This window comes from Nocardiopsis endophytica (assembly GCF_027706725.1).
GTDB lineage: Bacteria > Actinomycetota > Actinomycetes > Streptosporangiales > Streptosporangiaceae > Nocardiopsis_A > Nocardiopsis_A endophytica.
The window spans coordinates 36,217-55,585 of the sequence record NZ_JAQFWQ010000023.1 but is presented as its reverse complement, the minus strand read 5'-3'; the positions used below and the strand labels follow the sequence as shown (position 1 = coordinate 55,585).

Below are 19,369 nucleotides of genomic sequence, written 5' to 3'. Positions count from 1 at the left end.
CGGCGATAACCCCATAGCACACCATTTGGGCCCAGATCGGGGCCCACGGACTCTTACCGCCCGGTAACACCTCGCTCTACCGTCACCCCATCACCGCCGCAATGGCGGTGGTGGACGGGGGCGACCAGAGGGAGGGGCGGGGAGTGCGCTGGGTCTGGAGGGGTGAACAGGGCGGCTTCAAGATCGAGTACGGGGCGCTGTTCCTGCTGGTCGCCACGATCGTGACCGCGGTGATGGCGTTCGGCCTGCCGACCCGCACACAAGAGCTCTACATCAACGCCCTGTGCGCCATCGACCCTGACAGGGACGACTGCGGGACCTCCGCGGCTCCGCCCGACGACGGCCAGGGCGGCGACGGCTCCGGCGGCGGTCAGGACGGCGCCGAGGATGGTGACGGAGCAGGTGAGGACGAGGACTCCGGCGACGGCACGGAGGAGAACGAGGACGGCGAGGACGCCGACGGCGCCGAGGACGAGGACGCGGGAGACGAGGAGTCCGAGGAGGAGGGCAAGACCGTCGAGGTCTACTCCCAGAAGGACGGGGAGGCCCTCCTCGACGCCTACGAGGAGCTGACCGCGGCCGAGGCCGAGATGGACGCGGCCGAGTCCGACGACGCCTACGACCTCCTGATGGAGATCCTCCTGGACATCGTCGGCTACACCGATGCCAAGAAGTGCCTCACCGAGGGCGACATCATCGCCTGCCTGAGCTCGGTCCTGGGCTTCACCGCCATCGGAAAGCTGTACAAGCTGGGCAAGAACAGCAAGAAGATCTACAACCTCTGGCAGCGCTACCGCAAGAGCAAGAAGGCCAAGTCGGCCGCGAAGTCGCGGCTGGACGACGCCCGCCAGGCCGTCGACGACGTCAAGAAGCGCGCGGACGACAACAAGGTGACGCGCACCTGCCCGGTCCCCAGCCGGGGGTTCGTGTGGACCCCGGCCTCTGGCGCGGTCGTGGACGGCGGTCCGGTCCTCAGGCCCCTCGGGACCGACGGCGCCCTCACGGGAACGGGCCCCGGTGCCGCCACGGGCCCGGCAACGGGCATCGAGGACGGCTTCTACACCGGCGAGCCCGACGTCGTCATCCCGGTCAAGAAGGACCTCCAGGACAACATCAACCTCCTCGGCGGGGACTGGACGGCCCGCAGGGACACCTTCCCGATGGGGAAGAACGTCGACTTCGAGATCCACGTCTACTACAAGGGCAAGGAGGTCGGCGTCTACGGCAGCAATGGGTGGTTCAATAAGCACCGCCACAGGGGCGTCCCGGATGTGCCGGACGCGGTCGAGAACCGTCTGAAGGGGATCGCCGTCGATACCATGCGCAAGACCGGGCGGCTTAAGGAAGGCGACAGCGTCAAGGGCGACGACTGGAAGCGCAACCGCCTTGGGGGAGGCTGCTAGTGAAGTACGTGGAGGCCTACAGGACGGGTGACGGCTCGTACTGGAGCAACCCCCAGGTGTACCTGGAACGGCTCCCTGAGCTGGTGCCGGACCTTCCCGAAGGCGCGAGGGCGTTCGCGTCCGAGGCCGGCCACTACAACTACTACTCGCGCCGGTGCGTCAAGGACCTGAAGCTCGCGCGGGTGGACCTGCCTCTCGGCGACGACGCACCACTGCGCCTCCGGTTCGCCCCCAACCCCTTCAAGCACGACGCTGGGCTCACGCTCACCTACACAGGGGCCGAGGCCTTCACCGTCGACAGCGACGACGGGGACGGACTGGTCGGGCTGGGCGACGTGATGCTCGACGAGGTCCTCCCCGCCGCCGAGGGCTGCACCCACGAGATCGCGTTCCGGTGGGGGCGGGTGACCATCGCCTGCACCGACCTCCACGCGGAATGGCAGGAGGACCCACAGGCCTGAGCCCGCCCTACTCCGGTTCGACGTCGATGTACTGGTCGATGTCCACCGACGCGCCCGCCGCCGCGGCCCACGCCGCGACCTCCCAGGGAAGGTGGATGCCCTTCTGCATCCCGTCGTCGGGATCGTCGATCTCCTGCACGAGGGACAGGACCGTGTCCCCCGACGCCAGATCCGCGACCAGCCGCGCACCGTCGTCGCCGAGCCGCAGGAGACGCTGGAACAACGGATCCGGCCGAGGATCCTCGCCGAGAGGGAGTTTCCACAAGGTGCCGACCCGGACCGGCCGCTCGACGGGTTCGACGCCGGTCCGCTCCAACGCCAGCCCCCGCAACCGGGCGGCCCCTTCAGGCGAGAGCTCCTTCTCCAGGACCAATGCCAATGCGAACATGAACGCCATCCTGGCGTGAAATGGTCGATTGACGCCTCACATTTTCATCTTCTTCCGTGTTCGGCCGCGATCGGAACGTCACGGAATGCACTTGGGCCCCGGGGCCCTAGGAACGGTGTGCGGCGGCGGATAGCGTTTTCTCGATCTGCTCCCCCCACCACCGCCGCGGGTCGGCGGTTCTGAACCCACAGGTGGTTCCGCGTGATCCCCCCACGGAAACACGGCGACCGCGGCGCGTCCTTCTTGGAGTACGGCGCGGTCATCCTGCTCGTCTCGGCGGTCGTCGTCGGCGTCTTCGGGCTGGGCGTCCCCGCCCGGGTGGCCTCCCTCTTCGAGACCGGGCTGGAACGCATCGGCGCCCCCGGCTCCGACGGCGCACCGGCCGACGAGAGCGGGGACGAACCGCAGTACTGGAACCAGGCCGCCCCCGACGAGGGAGGCGGCTCCTCCGACTCCGGGTCGGATTCCGACTCCGGCTACGACCCCGCGCCGCCCCCGGGCCACCCCGCCGGCCCGCCCGCCCCCGAGTCCCAAGGGGCCGATCCGGACAACGCCGACCCCGAGGCGGTCGACGCGGCCGTCGAGGAGTTGGACGAGTGCCTGTCCAACTGGAGCCCCGAGGACGAGGTCCCGTGGTACGTGTCGGCCTGCGCGTGGGACGTCTTCCAGGACCTGAGCCCCGAGGAGTTCGGTGGCGTCGTCAGGGACATGTCCGAGGAGGACCTGTACCGGCTCTTCGAGAGCGGGCCGATGCCGATGGAGCAGGAGTACTTCGACTGGCTGGAGAGCGTGCGGCGCACCGCCCACCTCGACACCCTCCGCAAGCTCGACGAGTCCGACGCCTACTTCTTCACCGAGCCCGAGTTCGACGACGTGCAGGGGGACGCGGCGGCCGGGAACTCCCCCTCCTCACTGGAGTACGAGGAGCTGGACGACTACACGCTGTTCGGCTCCGGCGACCAGGACCCCGTGCAGTGGGAGCACATCAGGCAGGGGTCGCTGGGCGACTGCTGGCTGATGGCGACCATGGGGGCGATGGCCGCCCAGGACCCCGGCGCGATCGAGGACATGATCAAGGAGAACGTCAACGGCACCTACACCGTGACGTTCCCGGGGCAGGAGTCGATCACGGTCACCCCGGACCTGCCCGTGGACGCCGCGGGCAACCCGGAGTTCGCCTCCTCCAACGAGGATCCGCCCGTCATCTGGCCGGCCATCGTGGAGAAGGCGTACGCGCAGATGAAGGGCGGGGACTACTCCCGGCTGGAGAACTGGCACCCCGGAGCGGCGATGACCGCCTTCGGCGGCGGCGCGACGGACTACGCCCCCGACGACTGGCTCCCCCCGTGGGAGGACGTCACGATGGACGGCCTGGCGGACAAGTTCGAGAACGGCGAGTCGATCACCCTGTCCACCCCGCTCGACGGAGAGGGCGCCGATCTCGTCGACGACGCGAACGATACGCTCGTCTCCGCTCACGTCTACTTCGTCTCGGACGTGGACCGGGAGGCCGGGACCGTCACGGTGCGGAACCCGTGGGGCTCGCACACCGACGACATCGTGCTGGACATCGACCAGATCAACGAGAACTTCGCCGCCCTGCACGCGGCGGACCTCGGATGAACCCGGATGGGAGGGGTGGCGCCATGGCCCTGTCCACGCTCGGCCGCGCCGTAGCGGTGCTCACGGCGGCCGCCGCCGCGGCCGCGGCGCTCACCGGCTGCTCGGAGGAGCCCGACGACACCAAGGGCGGCCTGCCCGAGGGCTACGTCTACGTCGCCCAGGGCGGCCAGTACACCGACGCCGACCTGTCCATCGGCGTCGGCAGCATCTCGGACGGGACGGCGGCCCTGCACCTCAGCGCCGACGACATCGACGGCACCGAGGTCGTCCGGGCCGGGGAGGGCGACACGGTGGAGGCCGGGCACCGCAGCATCACCGTGCACCGTGTCGACGAGGGCGACCGGGACGAGGAGGGCGTGGCCCTCACCGTCGACGGCGGCGGTGAGGACGGCGGGGATCAGGACGCGGGCGCCTCGGAGGACGCCTCGCCCTCCGCCGAGCCGTCGCAGGGCGCGTCGGCCTCCGGGGACCCCCTGGACGACCCGGCGGTGTTCGCGGCCCTGCCGGGCCGCAGGACCACCCACGAGGGCGTCACCTTCGCGCTCGGCTCCTCCCTGGACGGCGTCGCGCGCATCCTCGTCTCCGCCGAGGGTCATGAGGACGAGGAGATCGAGGTCGAGACCGGGGACAAGGTCGACGTGGCCGGTCGGACGGTGATGGCCGTGGAGGTGCGCAAGGAGTCGGTCTTCCTGAAGTTCACGGACTGAGCCGTGAGCCCGCGGGATGGGCGGACGGGACGGCCTCCGGGGGGCCGGCCCCGCCGAGCACCGCCCCTGCGTCGTTGATCTCGGGAAAAGCGCCCCTAAAACCGGCCCGGTAGCGTCGTTTCTCCCGAGATCAACGCGGGGCCCGCGCACCGGGCACGGAGCCGACCCCGGATCCGAGGAGGGCCGCGCCCGCGTGCAGCGCCGCCGCCGACACCAGCCCTCCCCCGTCGAGGAAGAGGACGAGCGCCGCCGCGACCGCCGCCAGCGGCCCGAACGCGCCCACCACCGCCGAGACAGCCGTCCCCGTTTCCCCCTTCCGCCGCGCGAGGGCGGCGCCCAGGGCCGCCGCCACAGCGGTCAGCACCGCCAGCGCGACGGCGCTGAGCGCACCGGACACGGTCGCGGCTCCTCCGGCCGCCCCGGTCCCCGGTTCCGCCCCGTCGAGCGCCGCGGCGTCGGGCGGAACCGCCGAGAGCGCGGCCACCGCGCCGATCAGCGTGTAGCCGACCAGCGTCACGACGAAGCCCCCCGCGACCACCGCGGAGCACCATCCGAACGTCCGCACAGGCATCTCCTTCCCCGTCAAGGTCCGGTCTCCAGGTGAGGCCCGGCGTCCCGGCCGGGCCCCACCCCCCTCACAGCAGCGCCAGGGACCCCTGGAGACGGTCGGGCCCGCCCTCGGGCTCGGCGCCCTCCCGCCAGCTCAGGCGCACCAGGTACATGTCGCGGTCGCGGTGCAGGACGAAGGCCGCGCCCGCGCACCGGCCGCCGTTCCCGGCCTCGTCCCCGTCGTCGTCGCCGTCCCCGTCGCCGCAGGCGTAGGTGTAGTCGATCCTCCGCGCGGCGTCGGCTCCGTCCACCTCGATCTCGGCCGGGGCCCCGTCGGAGTACCCGCTCCACCGCGCCTCCTGCGCCGCGCGGGCGATGCCCACGCCCGCCTCGACGGTGCTCACGCGCCCTTCGAAGGCCTGCACGTAGAGGCCGCCATCAGCTCCGTCCCCGGGCCCCGCCGTGTAGACCACCGGGTCGGCCTGCTGGGCCTCCTCCTCCGCGGGCGCCCCCTCCTCCCACCCCTGGGGGAGGTCCACGGCGACCGGGACGCCGTCGGCGGCCGACCGCGCGTCGGTTCCCGGTGTACAGGCCGCCATGGTGATCACCCCGAGCGCCGCCGCGACGGCCACCGACGCGGGCGCGGGCGCGGGCGCGATCGCGCGTGGGGCGGTGCGCCGGCGGGCGCGTGCCCTGCGGTTCATTCGGCCTCCTCCGAAAGGCAGTCCGGGAATTCGAGGAAGGGGCGGCTGCCGTCGGGCCGGGGCGCCCCCAGGTACTCCGCTTCGACCGTGTGCGACTCGGAGGACTCGGTGGACAGCTTCAGTCCCAGCCCCATCCCGAGGGCGATCTTGCCGCCGAACGCGGCGGCGTCCGTGGTCTTCTCCTGCACGGTGTTGGAGACGGTCGCCTTGTCGTACAGCAGCCGCTCGAACTCGCCGCTGCCCTCCGGGGGCTCGTTCAGCAGGTCGCTCCCGTCGTCGAAGAGCTGGCTGAAGGCCATCGTCGGCATCCCCGTCAGGCCCTGCTCCTCCAGGTACCGCTCGGCGATCGCCCGCTCCTCCGGGGTGTCGAGCTTCAGGGTGGTCCGGGTCTCCTGCACGAGCGACTCGGCGTCCTTGCCCTTCAGACCGCCCTTGCCCTGCTTGCGCTTGTTGCCGAGCCGGTCCTTGCTGACGATGGAGGAGTCCACGGTGGTGGTGTACACGATCTCCACGGGCTCCCCGGCCTCGTTGCGCATCACCCGCACCGCCCCGGACCAGTTGTGCAGGTTCTCCGCCCCGGCCCCGCCGAGTTCGGAGCCCACCCCCACTTGGCCGTCGACCTGGTAGGTGGTGCCGGTGAGCGGGTTGTCCGGGTCCCGGTTATCGGTCCGCATCGCCACCTGGCCTCCGACACGGACCTTGCCGTTCAGCCCCGTGCCGGTGTCCCAGTACTGCTCGGAGGTGGAGGCCTTCACGCGCGCTCCGGCCTCGGCGTTGGCACCGGCCTCCAGGCGCAGGGTGGCCGTGGTGATGCCGGGGTCGGGGATCTCCGGGGGCGGGTTGAGGGCGTAGTAGAGGCCCGCCCCGGGGTTGCGCGCCATGGCGTCCATGGCCATCTGGTTCTCGATGATGTCGTCCTTGAAGGACTCGGCCTCCGCCTTGTCCTTGAAGACCCACGTGTCGCCCACCCCGGCCTTGAGGTAGGCCCCGACCTTCGCCTCCGCGCCGAGCTGCACGTTCTTGCCGCCCTCGGTCTTGAACTCGAAGGCCTTGCCCTCGACGCCGATCTCGGCGTTGTGCGGCATGATCGTCATCCGGTAGGTGCCGTCGGCCATCTGCTGCTCCATGAAGGCGTACTCCTCGCCGAACTTGAAGATGCCGACGTAGACCGAGTACCCGGCCTTGTCCTGGGTCTGGAGCACCTCGCACCGCGGAGGCACGTACGCCTGGTCGTCGGGCGGCTCTCCCCCGTCCCCGCCCCCGTCGAGGGAGCAGTCCCCACCGCCGGTGATCATGCAGATCCCGTACTCGACGAGCCCGCCGACCCGGCCGGGCACCCCGACCAGGGCGACCGCGCCGACCAGGGACGCCACCAAGAGGACCACCGCCCCGTATTCGGTGGCCGACGCCCCGGAGTCCCCCCACGGACCCCGCACTCCCCTGCCCACAGGAACCCTCCCGCCCCGTTTCCCGGAAATCCACCGAGCGGGAGAGAGATTAGGCGCCGACAGGCGGGGACATCAGTCCCAGGGATTTCGCCGCGGGCGTGGGCCCGTGTGGGACCGGGAAACGCCCGGTGAGGTGGAGCGCGGTTCTGTTTCCCGCCATCATCGCTGGTCAGAGCGGAGATACAGGACTTCGGAAAGAATCGCGGGACCAGGGCCCCTTTAGGCCCTGTAAGGGGAATTCCATGGAGGGGATACCCCGGCCCCCGAGGGCATTCCCCGTTCATTCATCACGAATTCGCCTTCCGGCGGGGGCGGCCGGGGGCGTCCCGGGGCGCGCGGTCAGCCCCGCGCGCGGCCTCCGAAACCGGCGCCGAAGGCGACCGCGAAGGCCACCGCCAGGCCCGCCCCCAGGGCCACGCTGTCCAGGGAGAGGCCCAAGGCCACTCCGATGGCCAGGCCCAGAACGACCCCGCCGATGGTCCGACGTCGTCCCCTACCCACAGCCCACTCCCTTTCGTGCCGTCCTTCACCGGATTCGACGCACATGGAACGGTTCCGGCTCCCTCGGCGCGGCGGTCACCGCGTCCGCACCCGCCCGGCGCCGCCCACGACCGACTCGGGTGCCGTTGGGCCCTTCTTAGGCCTTTGGACCCTATTCGCATCAGGAAGGGCCCACCACCCCTGCACAGTGGCCTCAACCTGCCAATTCCGGCACACCGGAATGAGGGGCCGGAACGGACGACGGGGCGCCCTCCCCTCGGGGAGGGCGCCCCGCGGGCGTCCGCGTCAGCGCGAGGCCAGCCTCATGGGCTGCTCGGCGGGGCGGATGAGCAGGTAGACCAGGAGGGCGCCGGCGGCCGAGCAGACCGCCTGGGCGATGTTCATCGCCGTCTCGGTTTCGGCCACCACCCCGAGCACCACGCCCGCGACCAGGTGGACCGCCGGGGGGACGAGCACGACCGCCGCGCCGGCGGCCGACCTCAGCTCGTCGCGGCCGTAGACCAGGCCGGCCACGAGCACCATCGCCGCCGTGATGAGGGTCTGCGGAAGGGCGAACCACACGTACTCGCCGATGTCGTCCTGGAGCATCTCCAGCGGCACGAGGAAGGGGATGAACGCGATGGCGATGTTGAGGACCAGCCACACCCCGGCGGCTGCCCCGATGGCGGCTACAGCCCTCATTCGCCCTCCTCCTGGGTGTACTCATCGGACAGGCAGTCAGCGTAGTCGATGAACCTGCGGCTGCCCTCGTCGCTCGGGGCGTCCAGCATCAGCGCCTGGTTGGTGTGGCTCTCCTCCAGCTCCCAGTCCACCTGGGCGCCGAACTGCAGGCCCATCTTGACCGAGGCGCCGAAGGAGCCGCTGTCGATCTCCTTGTCCGAGGCGTACTGCCACGCGGTGCCGCGGCGGTAGAAGATCTCGTCCCAGGGGTCGGCGTCCGGACCCGGCTCCTCGACGATCTTGCCGCCGTAGTCCTCCTCGTCGAGCTGGTCGGCCATCGCGTTGGTCATGTACGGCGGCGGCGCCAGGCCGTACTCGTTCAGCAGCTGCTCGGCCGCGGCCTGCTCCTCGGGGGTGTTCTTGAAGTCCACCTGGACCATCTGGGTCACGCTCTGGGTCTGGCCCTGGCCGAACGAGCCGCTGCCCTGGTTGCTCTTGTTGCCGACGTTCTTGTCGATCCCGTAGTTGAACTTGCCCTCGGCCCCGGCGATGTAGCGGATGTTGGCGATGGACCCGTCCTCGTTGCGCATGATCCGCGTTCCGCCGGTCCAGCTCAGCGACCCGTCAACGTGGGGGGAGAGCGCGGTGGCGCCGAGGCTGCCCTCGGCCGTCCACGAGTAGGTGTTCGAGGTCTGGATGTTGTCCGGGTCGCCGTACCAGGTGGAGATGTCGCGCTGGGTGCCGGCGGAGAGGGACCCCTGGGCGCCCAGGTTCATGGTCCAGGCCTCGCCGTCCTTCTCCTTCTTGTCCGAGCCCTTCGGCCCGGCCCAGAAGCCGACGTCACCGTTGAGCTCGGCGTCGACACCGACGGTCGTGGTGCGCACGTCCGGCTGGCGCTCGATCTCCGGGTAGTCGACGATGCCGAGCCAGTCGCCGAGCCGCATCATGCCGTCGCCGGTGGGGTTGAGCTGCCTGTTCGTCTCCATCGCGATGGCCTCGTTGACCTCGTCCTCGAACTCCTTGAACTCCTCTTCGCTGTCGAAGATGTAGGTCATGCCCGAGCCGAGCTTGGCCTCAAGGCTGGCCTCGACGTTCGCCCCGCCGTGCGCGGCCTCGCTCGCGCCGAACTCGACCCCGGCCCCGGTTTTGACCCCGCCGTGCGTGGTCGGCATGAAGGTGACGATGACCTTGCCGTCGGACAGGTCCTCCCGGGCGTAGGAGTAGTCCTGTCCGAGCGTGAAGATCCCGAAGTCGATCGACCCGCCGTAGGTCTGCTTCTCCCCGTCCTTGACGCAGTAGGCCGGGGTGTAGTCGTAGTCGGGATCGGCCTGGATGTGGTCGTCCTCGGCCTCCTCGCACTCCCCGCCCAGGCCGGTCGCTTCCTTGATCTTGCACACGGCGGTGCTGAACAGGTCCGCGGTCCGGGTGGGCGCCACCAGCACGACGCTGCCGGCGATGGCGGCCACGCACAGCAGGAGCGCGCCGTACTCGGTGAAGGCGGCCCCCCGGTCGTTCCGGACCGTGTGGGACCTGCGGCGGGGCGCGGGCACTCCGCGCGCCGCGCTCATCGCACGGCTCCCGGGGAGGACGCACCTGCACTGCCGCGTCGCTGGTTCGTGAGGAGAGGCATTGGCCGAAAGTACGGCGGGACCGCCCCGGGCGAGTAGAGCCCCAGAACCCAACTCTGGGCCCAGAAACGGCCCACTCGGCTTCGGCTGTCGGCCGACCCGGCGTCACCCGGGGTTCACCGCCGTCGGCTCGTGCGCCCCGGGCGGGGGCTCACCCGCAGGGCATGGAGGGCTGTTCGAACAGCTCCACGTCGTGCCAGTCCTTACCCTCCGCGTAGCAGAGGCGGCCGGGGATGATGTCCATCGGCGGCTCGACCGTGTGCCCCCAGAGCTCCACGGGCGTCTCGTAGCGGATGTAGCGGCCGGTGAGGCCGCCCTCGTAGCGCTCGGAGGCGCTCTCGTCGGGGACGTCCGCGATGGTGACGGAGAAGTCCGCGGTGGGCTCGTCCGGCGTCAGCTCGGCGAGGACCTCGCCGTCCTCGGCCGTGTACGAGGCGAACCCGCCGGCGCCCTCCTCCCCCTCGGCGTCCCCCTCCTCGGGGACCAGGACGGTGAAGTCCTTGCTGTGGACGATGTAGGACCCCTCGTCGTGGAGGTAGGAGGCGGTGCCGCTGAAGACGACGTCGCCGCCGGACCGCTCCGCCGACGCGAAGGTGATGCTCAGGCGCGAGGTCCAGTCCATGGCGACCGCGCCGTTGTCCCCGGCGGGCTCGGCCAGCTCTTCGCCGGTCATCAGCTCGACGGTGTCGTTGGCGGTGGCCTCGGTCCGGACGACGCTGACCCGGAGGTCGCCCCCGACGGGGCCGCCGCGCTCCCCCCGGTCCGCGGCGACGCCGTCGAACCGGCCGGGGCCCTCCTCGCCGCCGTACGCGGGCGGTGCGCCCTGCTCCTCGTCGCCGTCCGGCGGGCTGACGCACCCCGCGAGCAGGAGGACCGGCAGGAGAAGGAGGGCCTTGGGGAGGGTTCCGTTCATCGGGGGGACTCCGACCTTCACGGTGCTTCGGAAGCGGGGGCACTGGAGTCTAACGCAGCCCCTGCCGACCGGCCCGGACGCCCGACCTGGGGCGGGGCCCGGGGCGGTTGACCGGGATGGGCCAATGCCCTGGTGCCGTCCGTTCACGGCCCTCGGTTAGGCTCCAGGCACTATGAGAACTCGCGTCCCCCGGTCAGCAGCACTCCTCGCCACCGCTCTGCTCGCCACCGCCTGCCAAGGCGGCGGCGATGACGAGCCAGCCGAGCCGGAGCCCTCCCCCGTCGCGCCCGCGAAGATGGACGACGTCGAACTTCCGGAGGCGCCGGACGAGCTCGCGAAGGTCGTCCAGGACCGCATGCAGGAGGCCCTCTCCGTCGAGGTCACCATGACCGTGGAGCCCGAGGACGCGGAGGAGGAGGGCGCGTCCATCGAGGACGTCACCATGTCGCTGCTGCTGACCGACCCTCCGTCGGCGCAGATGACCACGGTGGACAACAGCGGCGAGGAGCCGGAGACGGCGCACACCGTGGTGTCCGACGGCGTGGTCTACGTGATGCTGGAGGGCGAGCCGCTCGCGGGGGAGAAGGACTGGATGCGGCTCACCGCCGAGGAGATCGACGCGACCGAGGACGAGCTCGGGCCGTTCGCGGAGATCTTCCGGATCATGCACCGGGAGGTCAACGCGTCCTTGGAGCAGGCCGCCGGGAGCTCCAGCATGGACGTCGTGGCCTTGGGCGAGCTGGACGGCGACCCCGAGCCCGACGAGGGCGAGAACGGTCCGGTGACCCGGTTCACCGGCACGACGGAGACGCGCGCCCTGGCGGACAAGGGCGACGACGACTTCAAGAACGCCGCCGACGCGGGCCTTGAGGAGGTGTCCTGGGAGCTCACGGTCGGCCCCAAGGGCCTGCCCGAGGAGTTCACCGTCCAGATGGTCACCCCCGATGAGGAGGAGGCCGTGAGCACCGTCCACTACACCAACTGGGGCGAAGAGCTCGAGGTGTCCCCGCCCCCCGAGGACAACACCGGCACCCTCCAGGAGAGCCTCGACACCGCCTGACCGAGGCGTCAGAGGATCCCGAGGACCCCGGGTCGTTCCCCGAAAGCGGGGAGCGGCCCGCCACCTTGAGGAGGCGGTACCGCCGGGCGGCTCCGTGCCCTACACGTCGGTCAGGGTTCTCCAGAAGGAGTCTTCAGCACGGGAAGCCACCGGATCGATCCGAGTGAACGCGGCCGCAGCCTCCTCACACTTCGTATGAAAGAAGTCGAGCTGCTCATCACTCCAGGCCCAGTCGACAAGGCCGACAAGGACCGGGAGCGCCACGACCCAGCGCCACGCCGATTCGATGTACCTCTCCAGAGTCGAATTGATCACGAATTCAGGCGCATCGCCCCCTGAAGGCACCCCCCGGACGACACCGACACCCTCCTGCACACCTATTTCCACATCGTTCAGGCTGCCCAAGCGGTAGAGCCGGCCGTGGGCCGAGGACAGGACGGGAGCGCCCCCTTCTTCGGGAGAGTTTTCGCAGAACCCCTCCTTCACTACACGGGGGAGGCCGTAGCGCACCATCTCCCGATACGCTCCGATCGGTATACGCCAATCCCGGACCCTTGGCGGAATGACGCGGTTGCGCGGATCGACAAGGTCGGTCAGCGGGGCGCCGAAGGCCCGCCTTAATGAGAGGTCCGCCTGTGCTCGTACATCCTCTGCCCGACCGGCCACGTGCCACTTCCTCGCCGTCCGCTTCCCAGTGCCGCTGATGGGACCCGGCCGCATCTGGGCCAGGTCCCGGACCTCGCCGCCCTCCCAGGCCCGGGTCTCTTGATCCCCCGTGGCCCCTTCCGCGTCGCGCCGGATCCCGGTCGCCCACCGCTCGTCCACAGGCTCGAAACCGTCTCCCCGCTGTTCGAGGGGTTCAGGGAGGCTTGGACCCGTCGGCCACAGTGCACCGGGCCCACCGCCTCCCCGCAAGGGGCCCTGTGCCTCCCCGGCCGCCCGTGGGGATGAGGGGCTCCCGGTCCCCGTCCCCGACCGGGAGATCCCCGCGGGCGGCCCCTCGAACGGTGGCGGCGTATCACCCCCGCCTCCAGAAGGTGGGGCGCCACCAGAGCAGCACCGACGTGTCCGCGGGCCACGGCCGCTCCTGGACATGTGTCGGCTCGAAGCTGTCCCGAGCGAGGTCGATCGGGCGGAACCCCCGCTCCTTCAGGTGGTCGGCGGGGTCGCCGACCTTCTCTTTGAAGCGCCGTTCGCTCACGCCGACATCTGCGAACGAGCGCTGCGCCTCCACCAGGGCGACCCTGTTCGCTCCGCCCGTCATCAACGGCCACCGCAGCATCTGGACATCGTCCTCCCAGAAGCACACCGGGCAGATCAGGTAGGAGCCCGCCGGCTCGGTGTGGACCAGGCGACCGCAGCAGGGACACGGGTGCATCGGTACTCCCAGGGCCGTGTTCGTTTCTCGTTCCCAATGGTGGCCGGATCTCCTGGTCCATTACGCGGGCCGGGTCAGTCGTCTTCCGGGGAGTAGGGGTCCTCCAAGCGCGGGATGACCGGGGACAGGTGGCCGTCGGGCTCCTCTGTCACCTGCCCGCGTCTCATGGCGAGTACGTGGAAGGCGTTCCCGTCGTTCCCGGGCTTCTCATCGTCGCGGTAGTACAGCACCCCGTAGGAGCCGAGGGCGACGGATCCGATGCGTTCGAACAGGTCGACGACCTCGTCGGCCTCGGAGGAGCGCCGGTTGAGCAGGCCGCCCACATGGAGGAACAGTTCCCCGTTGATCCACCTGAGGTCGACGAGGGACGACCCCCCGGATGCGGACTCCACCAAGCGGCGAAGGACATCCTGGTCCGGCTCGTCGTCCTCGCGTGCGGCCGACCCCTGAATCGCCAGCCAGCCATGGAACTCGAACATGCCCTCTGTCCCCCGTCCTTGCGCGGAACCGTCCTCGGTGGTCACGGAAGTCGCCGGTGGAGTGTCGCCCAGCGCGCGATCCGGTCCCGTGCCCAGTCGGGATACTCCTGCAAGGGGACTTCCAGAACCCTGGAAAGGAGGTTCTTGTAGTTCCTCAAGAGGGCGATCCTCTCGATCCCACGCTCAGCGATCGTGGCCCTTGGATCCTGCCGCCAGCGGGCGCAGTCCCGTTCCACCTCGGACAGGTCGTCGGGCAGCTCGCGCAGGGCGATGTCGGCCATGGTGGAGGGGAGCCCGAGATCCCCTCCACAATCCTCCGGGCATTTGCGCCTCACCGAGAGATGGATACCGCATTTCTCGGTCGCCCGCTTCAGGCGGTCGTTACGCGGATCAGCATGGAACAGGAAGCGATCACTGGCGGCCAGCGCCACTTCCGCCCAGGCCGCGCGCCGCTCCACCTCTGCCCCGTGGGCGAGGCGGATCTTGGCATAGGTGATCACGACCAGCAGCTCATCGTTGGTCAGGGCCCATGTCCCGAGGTCATCGAGGACCTGCCGCGGGTCGCGCCCGTGTGGCCAGGACTCGTCGGTCATGCGACCACGATGCCCTGATCACTACGGCAAGGAGTGAGCGCCCCCGCATCGCCCGACGCGTGATCCTAGGATCCGGGGCCATGACCACACTGCGCGAGAACCCCTTGTTCGCCCGGCTGGCCGGGGCACGGTCGGTGCTCATCGCGGGGGCCGGCGGCGGCTTCGACGTCTATGCCGGGCTGCCCCTCGCCCTCGCGATGCGGGCCGAGAGGCGGCAAGTCCACTTGGCGAATCTGAGCTTCAGCCGGCTCGAACCCGACCTGGCGTGGGTCGCTCCCGACGTCGCCGAGGTCGGCCCGGACTCGCCCGGAGCCGCGGACTACTTCCCTGAACGGACCCTGGCGCGGTGGCTCGATTCGCGTGGACTGCCGCCGGCCGTGCACGCGTTCCGGCGGACGGGGGCACGCCCCCTGCGGGAGGCCTACCTCGCACTGGTGCAGGCCCTGGAGGTCGACGCCGTGGTGCTGGTCGACGGCGGCACCGACATCCTCATGCGGGGAGACGAGGCCGGGCTCGGCACACCTGAGGAGGACATCTCCAGTCTGGCCGCACTTGCGGGGCTGGACGAGGTTCCGGTCCGCCTGGTGTGCTGCATCGGGTTCGGCGTGGACGCCTACCACGGGGTCTCGCACGCGCTGTTCCTGGAGAACGTCGCGGCCCTGGAAAGGGCGGGCGGGTATCTGGGGGCGTTCTCGGTTCCGAAGGGCAGCGACGAGGGCGTGGCCTTCCTGGAGGCGGTGGAGCACGCCCAGGAGGAGACGCCGCGGAGGCCGAGCATCGTGAACGGGTCGATCGCGGCGGCGGTGCGCGGCGAGTTCGGGGACGTGAGGTTCACACACAGGACCGCGGGCGGAGAGCTGTTCATCAACCCGCTGATGGGGATCTACTTCGCCTTCGACCTGCCGGCCGTCGCCGGACATTGCCTGTACCTGGACAGGGTGGCGGCGACCGAGAGCTTCCGGGAGGTCCAGGCGGCGGTGGAGGCGCACCTGTTCATGCTCGACGGCCACCGCCCCTCGCGTCCGTTCCCCCACTGACCCCGCCGGGCGGCAGCGGGGTTGGCCGCACGTGGTCAGGGGGTCACCCGTTCCGGCCGGACGGCGTCGGTCGCTAGGATCGGCCGACCCCCTGAGAGTCCGCCGACAGCCGCTCCGTCCCCATCCCGCCCGCTGCCCAGGAGGAACGGCCTGTGCTTGACGTCTCGGTGCCCGCACTCATCTTCGCCGTTGTCGTCGGGGCGGTCTCCCTGTACCGGTTGTTCATGTTCACCCGCGCGTATCTGCGGCGGCGCACGAGGAACGTCAAGGGCGTGCGCGCGGAGGCGGAGGTCGTCGAGGTGGCCCCGCTCGCGCCGCCGAAGCGGACCGAGCACGGGGTGCGGCTCAAGTTCTCGACCCCGGCGGGGCAGGAGTACGTCCGGGAGTTCGCCCGCGGGTTCGGTGGGATCGTCCCCGTGCAGGGGTGGCGGGTGACGGTGCTGTTCGATCCCGACGACCCGGAGAACGCGGAGATCGTGGACAACCCGTACCTGCACCCGGTCGCGGGGGCGCCGGCTCCCAAGAAGGAGGGGCCGCTGCGGGGTGTGGTGCTGAACGCGCTGTTCACGACGATGTTCGTGGGGGCGACCGTCATGTTCCTGTTCAACGACCGGCTCGGCGTCATGTTCGCCGGCCTGTTCATGCTGATGGGGCTGTTCTCCTGCGTGATGACGGTGTGGACCTGGACGGACCAGAGAGGGCTGCGCAGGAACCCCGCGCACACCGTGGGCACGGTGACCCACTCGTGGGAGGAGTGGAGAAGCCGGGGTTCCGTGAGCGACAGTCGGACGGTCGAGGTGTACCCGTACACGGTGCTCTTCCCGCTCCCCGACGGCCGCCAGGTCCACCGCCGGGCGCCCATGGCGACGAGCCGGACCCGCTACACGCCTGGTCGGCAGGTCGACATCGTCTACGACCCGTCCGATCCGACGGAGATCGCGGTGGGACGAAGCGCCTTCGCGACCAGGGTCCCGGTGTTCAGCCTCGTCATCGGCGTCGTGTTCATGGCCGCGGGCGTGGTGATGATGCTGTACATGTGAGGCCGCGCCGCCGGTTCAGTAGCGCAGGCTCACCCCCGCCACGGCCTGCCCGCACCCGGCCGCGGCCTCCATGACGGCGATCAGGCCGTCCACGACCTCCTCAGGCCGGAAGTCCGGCTCGTCGCCGTGGGCCCTCATCCAGGCCCCCGCCTCCGCGCACAGGCGCTCCCGCTCCTCGGATCCCGGGGAGGCCACCGCCCGCAGTGCGGCCACGATCCCGGGGACCTCCGCCGGAGAGACGACGAAGTCGCCCCCGAATCCCGGGAGGATGTCGGCGAGCGCCGGGACCATCGCCGCCGCCGGGTCCGCCTTGCGCGCGGTGGCCACGAACGGGGCCGTAGCGGCCGTATCCGATCCCATCAGGTCCAGCAGCGCCTCGGCGCGGTCGACGGGCGCGCCGGAAGCCGGTGAGCCATCTCCCGCGTATTCCGCAACCCTCACCCACGGGACGGCCCCCACCGCCCACACGCCTGTCCAGCTCATGGTCTCCTCCCTGGCCGCCCCGCCCGTAGGTTCGGGCCGTGACCGACGACGACATACACATCGACGCCTCGAAGTACCGCGAAGAGCTGGACTATCTCATCTCCTACGCGAAGGAGGACTGGGTCCCCTTCCACCCCGTCCAGAGCGGGGCCGAGGGCACCCTGCTCCCCGGCCGGGAGGACCGCTCCATCGACATCACCGTGCGGCTCATCTCCGACCTGTACGACGCCGGTGTCCGCCCCATCGACCTCCTCGCCACCGACGACCCGCCCTATGCCGTCTGGGACCTGCCCAAGGACGCCGCCCTGGCGCGGATCCGCCTCGCCCTGGAAGGGCTGACCGACTCCGCGGACGCCCTGGACATCTGCTGGTTCACCCACGTGGGCTGACCTCTGCCCGGGAGGGGCTTCCGATCCCCTCTTGCCGGTTTGTTCTAGTCGTTCTATATTAAAGACATGACAACGAGACGCCGTGCGCCATGAGCGCCCGCCGGGCCGGGGCCGACCCCCGCCTGTGGTGGGATCGTGACGGTCCCGAAGCAGGTGTAGCAGGGGGAAACGGATGATCCTGGCCATCAACCTCGACAGCGACGTGCCGATCTACCAGCAGATCCGCGACCGGATCGTGCAGGCGATCGCGTCCGGGGAGCTCCGCGAGGGGAGCCCGCTGCCGACGACCCGACAGCTCGGGGCCGACCTGGGCGTCAACTTCCACACCGTCAACAAGGCCTACGACCTGCTCCGCCGCGAGGGGCTCCTGCGCCTCAGCCGCAAGACCGGGGCCGTCATCCTGCGCGACCCCTCGTCGGGCACGCCGGATCCGGCGTTCTTCCCCGGCTGGGAGGCGCGCCTGGGGGTCCTCCTCGCCGAGGCCATCGCCCAGGGCGTCGCCCCCGACGAGATCGTCGAGCGGAGCCGCCACCAGCTCTCGGGGCTCGCCGCACCGGGCGGCCCCGGGAGCCCGGAAGAGGAAGAAAGGGAGGGACAGAGGACATGACCGACGCAGCGCTCCTCATCCACCTGACCGCCATCGCCGTGGCGGTGGCCGCCGTCGGCCTGCTCCCGCGGATCTCCCGCGACACCGTCCCCTTCGGCGTCCGCGTCCCGCCCGAACGGGTCGGCGCCCCCGAGGTCGCCGCCGCCACCCGCGCCTTCGTGCTCTCGGTCCTGGCCACCGGCGCCCTCGCGGCCGTCGCGAGCCTCCTGCTGTGGCCGGTGCTGCCGGCCGGGGCCGCGACGGGAACGGCCGGCGCGCTCCTCGCCGCCGGGCTCGCCGCCTGCTACGCGCGGGCCCACCGCGCCGTGCGCAGGGCGAAGGCCCAGGGCGACTGGTACGCGGGCCTGCGCCAGGGCGTCGCCGCCGACACCTCGCTGCGCACCGCGCCGCTCCCCTTCCCGTGGCTGGGCGCGCTGCCTTCACTGCTGGTCACGGCCGCAACCGCGGCCGTCGGCGCCGTGCTCTACCCCGGCCTGCCCGACCGCCTGGTCACCGCGGTGGTGTACCGGGGCGAGGACGTCGAGTACACGACGGCGGCCACGACGCCGGTGATCGCGTTCGCGCCCGTGTTCTTCCAGGCGGTGATGGTCGCCGTGCTGCTCCTCCTGCTCCGCCTGACCCTGCGCGCCCGACCCGACGGCGACGCCTCCCGCCCCCGGGAGAACGCCGACCGCCACCGCCGCTTCCTGCGGATCTGGGCCCGGAGCGTGCTCGTGGCGGCGCTGCTGTCCGCCGTGGCGCTCGGCGGCCTGGCGCTGCTGTTCTGGACCGGAACGATGGCCGGGGCGGGGCCGGCCGCCGCCGCGCTGGTGGCCGTGCCGACGCTGCTGTCCGGCCTGGTCCCGCTCGGGGTCGCCGTCCGCATCGGCCAGGGCGGGTGGCGGCTGCGCGCCGACGCCCGCGACGGCGCCGGGACCGGCCTCGTGCAGCAGGACGACGACCGCTTCTGGCACCTGGGCGGCCTCGTCTACGTCAACCGCCGCGCCCCCGGCCTGCTGGTGCCGAAACGAGCGGGCGGCTTCGGGTGGACGGTGAACCTGGGCCACCCGGCCGCGTGGGCCGTCCTGGGCGCCGTCGCCCTGGCGGTCGCGGTCCCGCTCACCCTGGGTCTGCTGGGCGTCGTGGACCTCGGCGGCTCCGACTTCTACGGCTGGAAGTTCGAGCCCGGGGCCGAGTAGAGGCCCCCGCCCTCCCCTGAATCCCCAGCCCCGCGGCGCACGCCGCCGCGGGGTCCCCCTCCCCTGCCCGAAACCGACCGTGCACCGCCGATCCCGCCACCACCCACGGCATCGCCTCCGGCGCCGCCGATCCTCGAAAC

General features: G+C 71.0%; 23 protein-coding genes. 10 read left to right on the top strand and 13 right to left on the bottom strand.

All coding sequences use genetic code 11. The features are described from left to right. The first annotated feature begins 101 nt into the window (after positions 1–101). The gene (locus O4J56_RS10530) at positions 102–1,403 is read left to right on the top strand and encodes a hypothetical protein (protein WP_270685537.1); all 1,302 of its coding nucleotides are present in this window, start codon (positions 102–104) and stop codon (positions 1,401–1,403) included. Next, entirely contained in the window at positions 1,403–1,864 is a 462-nt protein-coding gene (locus tag O4J56_RS10525; protein WP_270685536.1) for a hypothetical protein, read from the top strand. Before O4J56_RS10530 ends, O4J56_RS10525 begins: the two co-directional genes overlap by 1 nt. A 7-nt stretch (positions 1,865–1,871) precedes the next feature. On the opposite strand, the gene O4J56_RS10520 is transcribed toward O4J56_RS10525, so the two are convergent. Further along, entirely contained in the window at positions 1,872–2,252 is a 381-nt protein-coding gene (locus O4J56_RS10520) for a hypothetical protein (protein ID WP_270685535.1), read from the bottom strand. Positions 2,253–2,453: 201 nt separating this feature from the next. Here O4J56_RS10520 and O4J56_RS10515 point away from each other — a divergent pair, with 201 nt between their 5' ends. Continuing rightward, positions 2,454–3,875 carry a C2 family cysteine protease gene (locus tag O4J56_RS10515; RefSeq protein ID WP_270685534.1) on the top strand — a complete coding sequence of 474 codons (1,422 nt, stop codon included), beginning with the start codon at positions 2,454–2,456 and terminating at the stop codon, positions 3,873–3,875. A gap of 23 nt (positions 3,876–3,898) precedes the next feature. Further along, positions 3,899–4,582 (top strand): hypothetical protein, encoded by a 684-nt coding sequence (locus tag O4J56_RS10510; protein WP_270685533.1) that lies wholly within the window; start codon positions 3,899–3,901, stop codon positions 4,580–4,582. Positions 4,583–4,712: 130 nt separating this feature from the next. On the opposite strand, the gene O4J56_RS10505 is transcribed toward O4J56_RS10510, so the two are convergent. From O4J56_RS10505 to O4J56_RS10475, 7 genes are all read right to left on the bottom strand, one after another. Beyond that, a complete protein-coding gene (locus O4J56_RS10505; protein ID WP_270685532.1) occupies positions 4,713–5,147 on the bottom strand; it encodes a hypothetical protein in 435 nt (144 codons plus the stop codon). Between the two features lie 70 nt (positions 5,148–5,217). Beyond that, positions 5,218–5,835 carry a hypothetical protein gene (locus tag O4J56_RS10500; protein WP_270685531.1) on the bottom strand — a complete coding sequence of 206 codons (618 nt, stop codon included), beginning with the start codon at positions 5,833–5,835 and terminating at the stop codon, positions 5,218–5,220. Continuing rightward, complete coding sequence (locus tag O4J56_RS10495; RefSeq protein ID WP_270685530.1) at positions 5,832–7,220, bottom strand: hypothetical protein; 1,389 nt, start codon at positions 7,218–7,220, stop codon at positions 5,832–5,834. The genes O4J56_RS10500 and O4J56_RS10495 overlap by 4 nt, the downstream gene beginning before the upstream one ends. 402 nt (positions 7,221–7,622) lie before the next feature. Beyond that, positions 7,623–7,784, bottom strand: a complete 162-nt coding sequence (locus O4J56_RS10490; RefSeq protein WP_270685529.1) for a hypothetical protein — start codon at positions 7,782–7,784, stop codon at positions 7,623–7,625. Positions 7,785–8,069: 285 nt separating this feature from the next. Beyond that, entirely contained in the window at positions 8,070–8,465 is a 396-nt protein-coding gene (locus O4J56_RS10485; RefSeq protein WP_270685528.1) for a hypothetical protein, read from the bottom strand. Further along, positions 8,462–10,012, bottom strand: coding sequence for a hypothetical protein (locus tag O4J56_RS10480; protein WP_270685527.1), 1,551 nt, complete (start codon positions 10,010–10,012; stop codon positions 8,462–8,464). The genes O4J56_RS10485 and O4J56_RS10480 overlap by 4 nt, the downstream gene beginning before the upstream one ends. 211 nt (positions 10,013–10,223) lie before the next feature. Next, on the bottom strand, positions 10,224–10,985 hold the full coding sequence (locus tag O4J56_RS10475) for a hypothetical protein (protein ID WP_270685526.1): 762 nt from the start codon (positions 10,983–10,985) through the stop codon (positions 10,224–10,226). A gap of 172 nt (positions 10,986–11,157) precedes the next feature. On the opposite strand from O4J56_RS10475, the gene O4J56_RS10470 reads away from it, so the two are divergent. Next, positions 11,158–12,045 carry a hypothetical protein gene (locus O4J56_RS10470; RefSeq protein ID WP_270685525.1) on the top strand — a complete coding sequence of 296 codons (888 nt, stop codon included), beginning with the start codon at positions 11,158–11,160 and terminating at the stop codon, positions 12,043–12,045. A 99-nt stretch (positions 12,046–12,144) separates the two neighbouring features. Here O4J56_RS10470 and O4J56_RS10465 read toward each other — a convergent pair whose 3' ends face one another. The 4 genes from O4J56_RS10465 to O4J56_RS10450 all read right to left on the bottom strand — a co-directional run bounded on the left by O4J56_RS10465 (position 12,145) and on the right by O4J56_RS10450 (position 14,495). Continuing rightward, on the bottom strand, positions 12,145–12,870 hold the full coding sequence (locus O4J56_RS10465; protein ID WP_270685524.1) for an SUKH-4 family immunity protein: 726 nt from the start codon (positions 12,868–12,870) through the stop codon (positions 12,145–12,147). Between the two features lie 193 nt (positions 12,871–13,063). Beyond that, positions 13,064–13,423: a CPCC family cysteine-rich protein gene (locus tag O4J56_RS10460; protein ID WP_270685523.1), complete on the bottom strand. Its 360-nt coding sequence runs from the start codon at positions 13,421–13,423 to the stop codon at positions 13,064–13,066. 74 nt (positions 13,424–13,497) lie between these two features. Further along, positions 13,498–13,902 (bottom strand): Imm7 family immunity protein, encoded by a 405-nt coding sequence (locus O4J56_RS10455; RefSeq protein ID WP_270685522.1) that lies wholly within the window; start codon positions 13,900–13,902, stop codon positions 13,498–13,500. A gap of 41 nt (positions 13,903–13,943) precedes the next feature. Continuing rightward, positions 13,944–14,495 carry a hypothetical protein gene (locus O4J56_RS10450; RefSeq protein WP_270685521.1) on the bottom strand — a complete coding sequence of 184 codons (552 nt, stop codon included), beginning with the start codon at positions 14,493–14,495 and terminating at the stop codon, positions 13,944–13,946. 80 nt (positions 14,496–14,575) lie between these two features. Here O4J56_RS10450 and O4J56_RS10445 point away from each other — a divergent pair, with 80 nt between their 5' ends. Beyond that, the gene (locus O4J56_RS10445) at positions 14,576–15,532 is read left to right on the top strand and encodes a DUF1152 domain-containing protein (protein WP_270685520.1); all 957 of its coding nucleotides are present in this window, start codon (positions 14,576–14,578) and stop codon (positions 15,530–15,532) included. A 152-nt stretch (positions 15,533–15,684) separates the two neighbouring features. Beyond that, positions 15,685–16,572, top strand: a complete 888-nt coding sequence (locus O4J56_RS10440; protein WP_270685519.1) for a DUF3592 domain-containing protein — start codon at positions 15,685–15,687, stop codon at positions 16,570–16,572. 15 nt (positions 16,573–16,587) lie between these two features. Here O4J56_RS10440 and O4J56_RS10435 read toward each other — a convergent pair whose 3' ends face one another. Beyond that, complete coding sequence (locus tag O4J56_RS10435) at positions 16,588–17,055, bottom strand: hypothetical protein (RefSeq protein ID WP_270685518.1); 468 nt, start codon at positions 17,053–17,055, stop codon at positions 16,588–16,590. A 38-nt stretch (positions 17,056–17,093) separates the two neighbouring features. Here O4J56_RS10435 and O4J56_RS10430 point away from each other — a divergent pair, with 38 nt between their 5' ends. The 3 genes from O4J56_RS10430 to O4J56_RS10420 all read left to right on the top strand — a co-directional run bounded on the left by O4J56_RS10430 (position 17,094) and on the right by O4J56_RS10420 (position 19,229). After that, positions 17,094–17,444 carry a hypothetical protein gene (locus tag O4J56_RS10430; protein ID WP_270685517.1) on the top strand — a complete coding sequence of 117 codons (351 nt, stop codon included), beginning with the start codon at positions 17,094–17,096 and terminating at the stop codon, positions 17,442–17,444. Between the two features lie 172 nt (positions 17,445–17,616). Then, positions 17,617–18,051, top strand: a complete 435-nt coding sequence (locus O4J56_RS10425; RefSeq protein ID WP_270685515.1) for a GntR family transcriptional regulator — start codon at positions 17,617–17,619, stop codon at positions 18,049–18,051. Next, entirely contained in the window at positions 18,048–19,229 is a 1,182-nt protein-coding gene (locus O4J56_RS10420) for a DUF5808 domain-containing protein (RefSeq protein WP_270685514.1), read from the top strand. The genes O4J56_RS10425 and O4J56_RS10420 overlap by 4 nt, the downstream gene beginning before the upstream one ends. Positions 19,230–19,369: the final 140 nt, after the last annotated feature.

Bases quoted from the DNA above. Each gene is read 5' to 3' on its own strand.
- O4J56_RS10420 (WP_270685514.1), top strand. From the start codon at position 18,048: ATGACCGACGCAGCGCTCCTCATCCACCTGACCGCCATCGCCGTGGCG.
- O4J56_RS10470 (WP_270685525.1), top strand. From the start codon at position 11,158: ATGAGAACTCGCGTCCCCCGGTCAGCAGCACTCCTCGCCACCGCTCTG.
- O4J56_RS10475 (WP_270685526.1), bottom strand. From the start codon at position 10,985: ATGAACGGAACCCTCCCCAAGGCCCTCCTTCTCCTGCCGGTCCTCCTG.
- O4J56_RS10425 (WP_270685515.1), top strand. From the start codon at position 17,617: ATGATCCTGGCCATCAACCTCGACAGCGACGTGCCGATCTACCAGCAG.
- O4J56_RS10520 (WP_270685535.1), bottom strand. From the start codon at position 2,252: ATGTTCGCATTGGCATTGGTCCTGGAGAAGGAGCTCTCGCCTGAAGGG.
- O4J56_RS10480 (WP_270685527.1), bottom strand. From the start codon at position 10,012: ATGAGCGCGGCGCGCGGAGTGCCCGCGCCCCGCCGCAGGTCCCACACG.
- O4J56_RS10500 (WP_270685531.1), bottom strand. From the start codon at position 5,835: ATGAACCGCAGGGCACGCGCCCGCCGGCGCACCGCCCCACGCGCGATC.
- O4J56_RS10450 (WP_270685521.1), bottom strand. From the start codon at position 14,495: ATGACCGACGAGTCCTGGCCACACGGGCGCGACCCGCGGCAGGTCCTC.
- O4J56_RS10445 (WP_270685520.1), top strand. From the start codon at position 14,576: ATGACCACACTGCGCGAGAACCCCTTGTTCGCCCGGCTGGCCGGGGCA.
- O4J56_RS10510 (WP_270685533.1), top strand. From the start codon at position 3,899: ATGGCCCTGTCCACGCTCGGCCGCGCCGTAGCGGTGCTCACGGCGGCC.
- O4J56_RS10435 (WP_270685518.1), bottom strand. From the start codon at position 17,055: ATGAGCTGGACAGGCGTGTGGGCGGTGGGGGCCGTCCCGTGGGTGAGG.
- O4J56_RS10455 (WP_270685522.1), bottom strand. From the start codon at position 13,902: ATGTTCGAGTTCCATGGCTGGCTGGCGATTCAGGGGTCGGCCGCACGC.
- O4J56_RS10460 (WP_270685523.1), bottom strand. From the start codon at position 13,423: ATGCACCCGTGTCCCTGCTGCGGTCGCCTGGTCCACACCGAGCCGGCG.
- O4J56_RS10530 (WP_270685537.1), top strand. From the start codon at position 102: ATGGCGGTGGTGGACGGGGGCGACCAGAGGGAGGGGCGGGGAGTGCGC.
- O4J56_RS10485 (WP_270685528.1), bottom strand. From the start codon at position 8,465: ATGAGGGCTGTAGCCGCCATCGGGGCAGCCGCCGGGGTGTGGCTGGTC.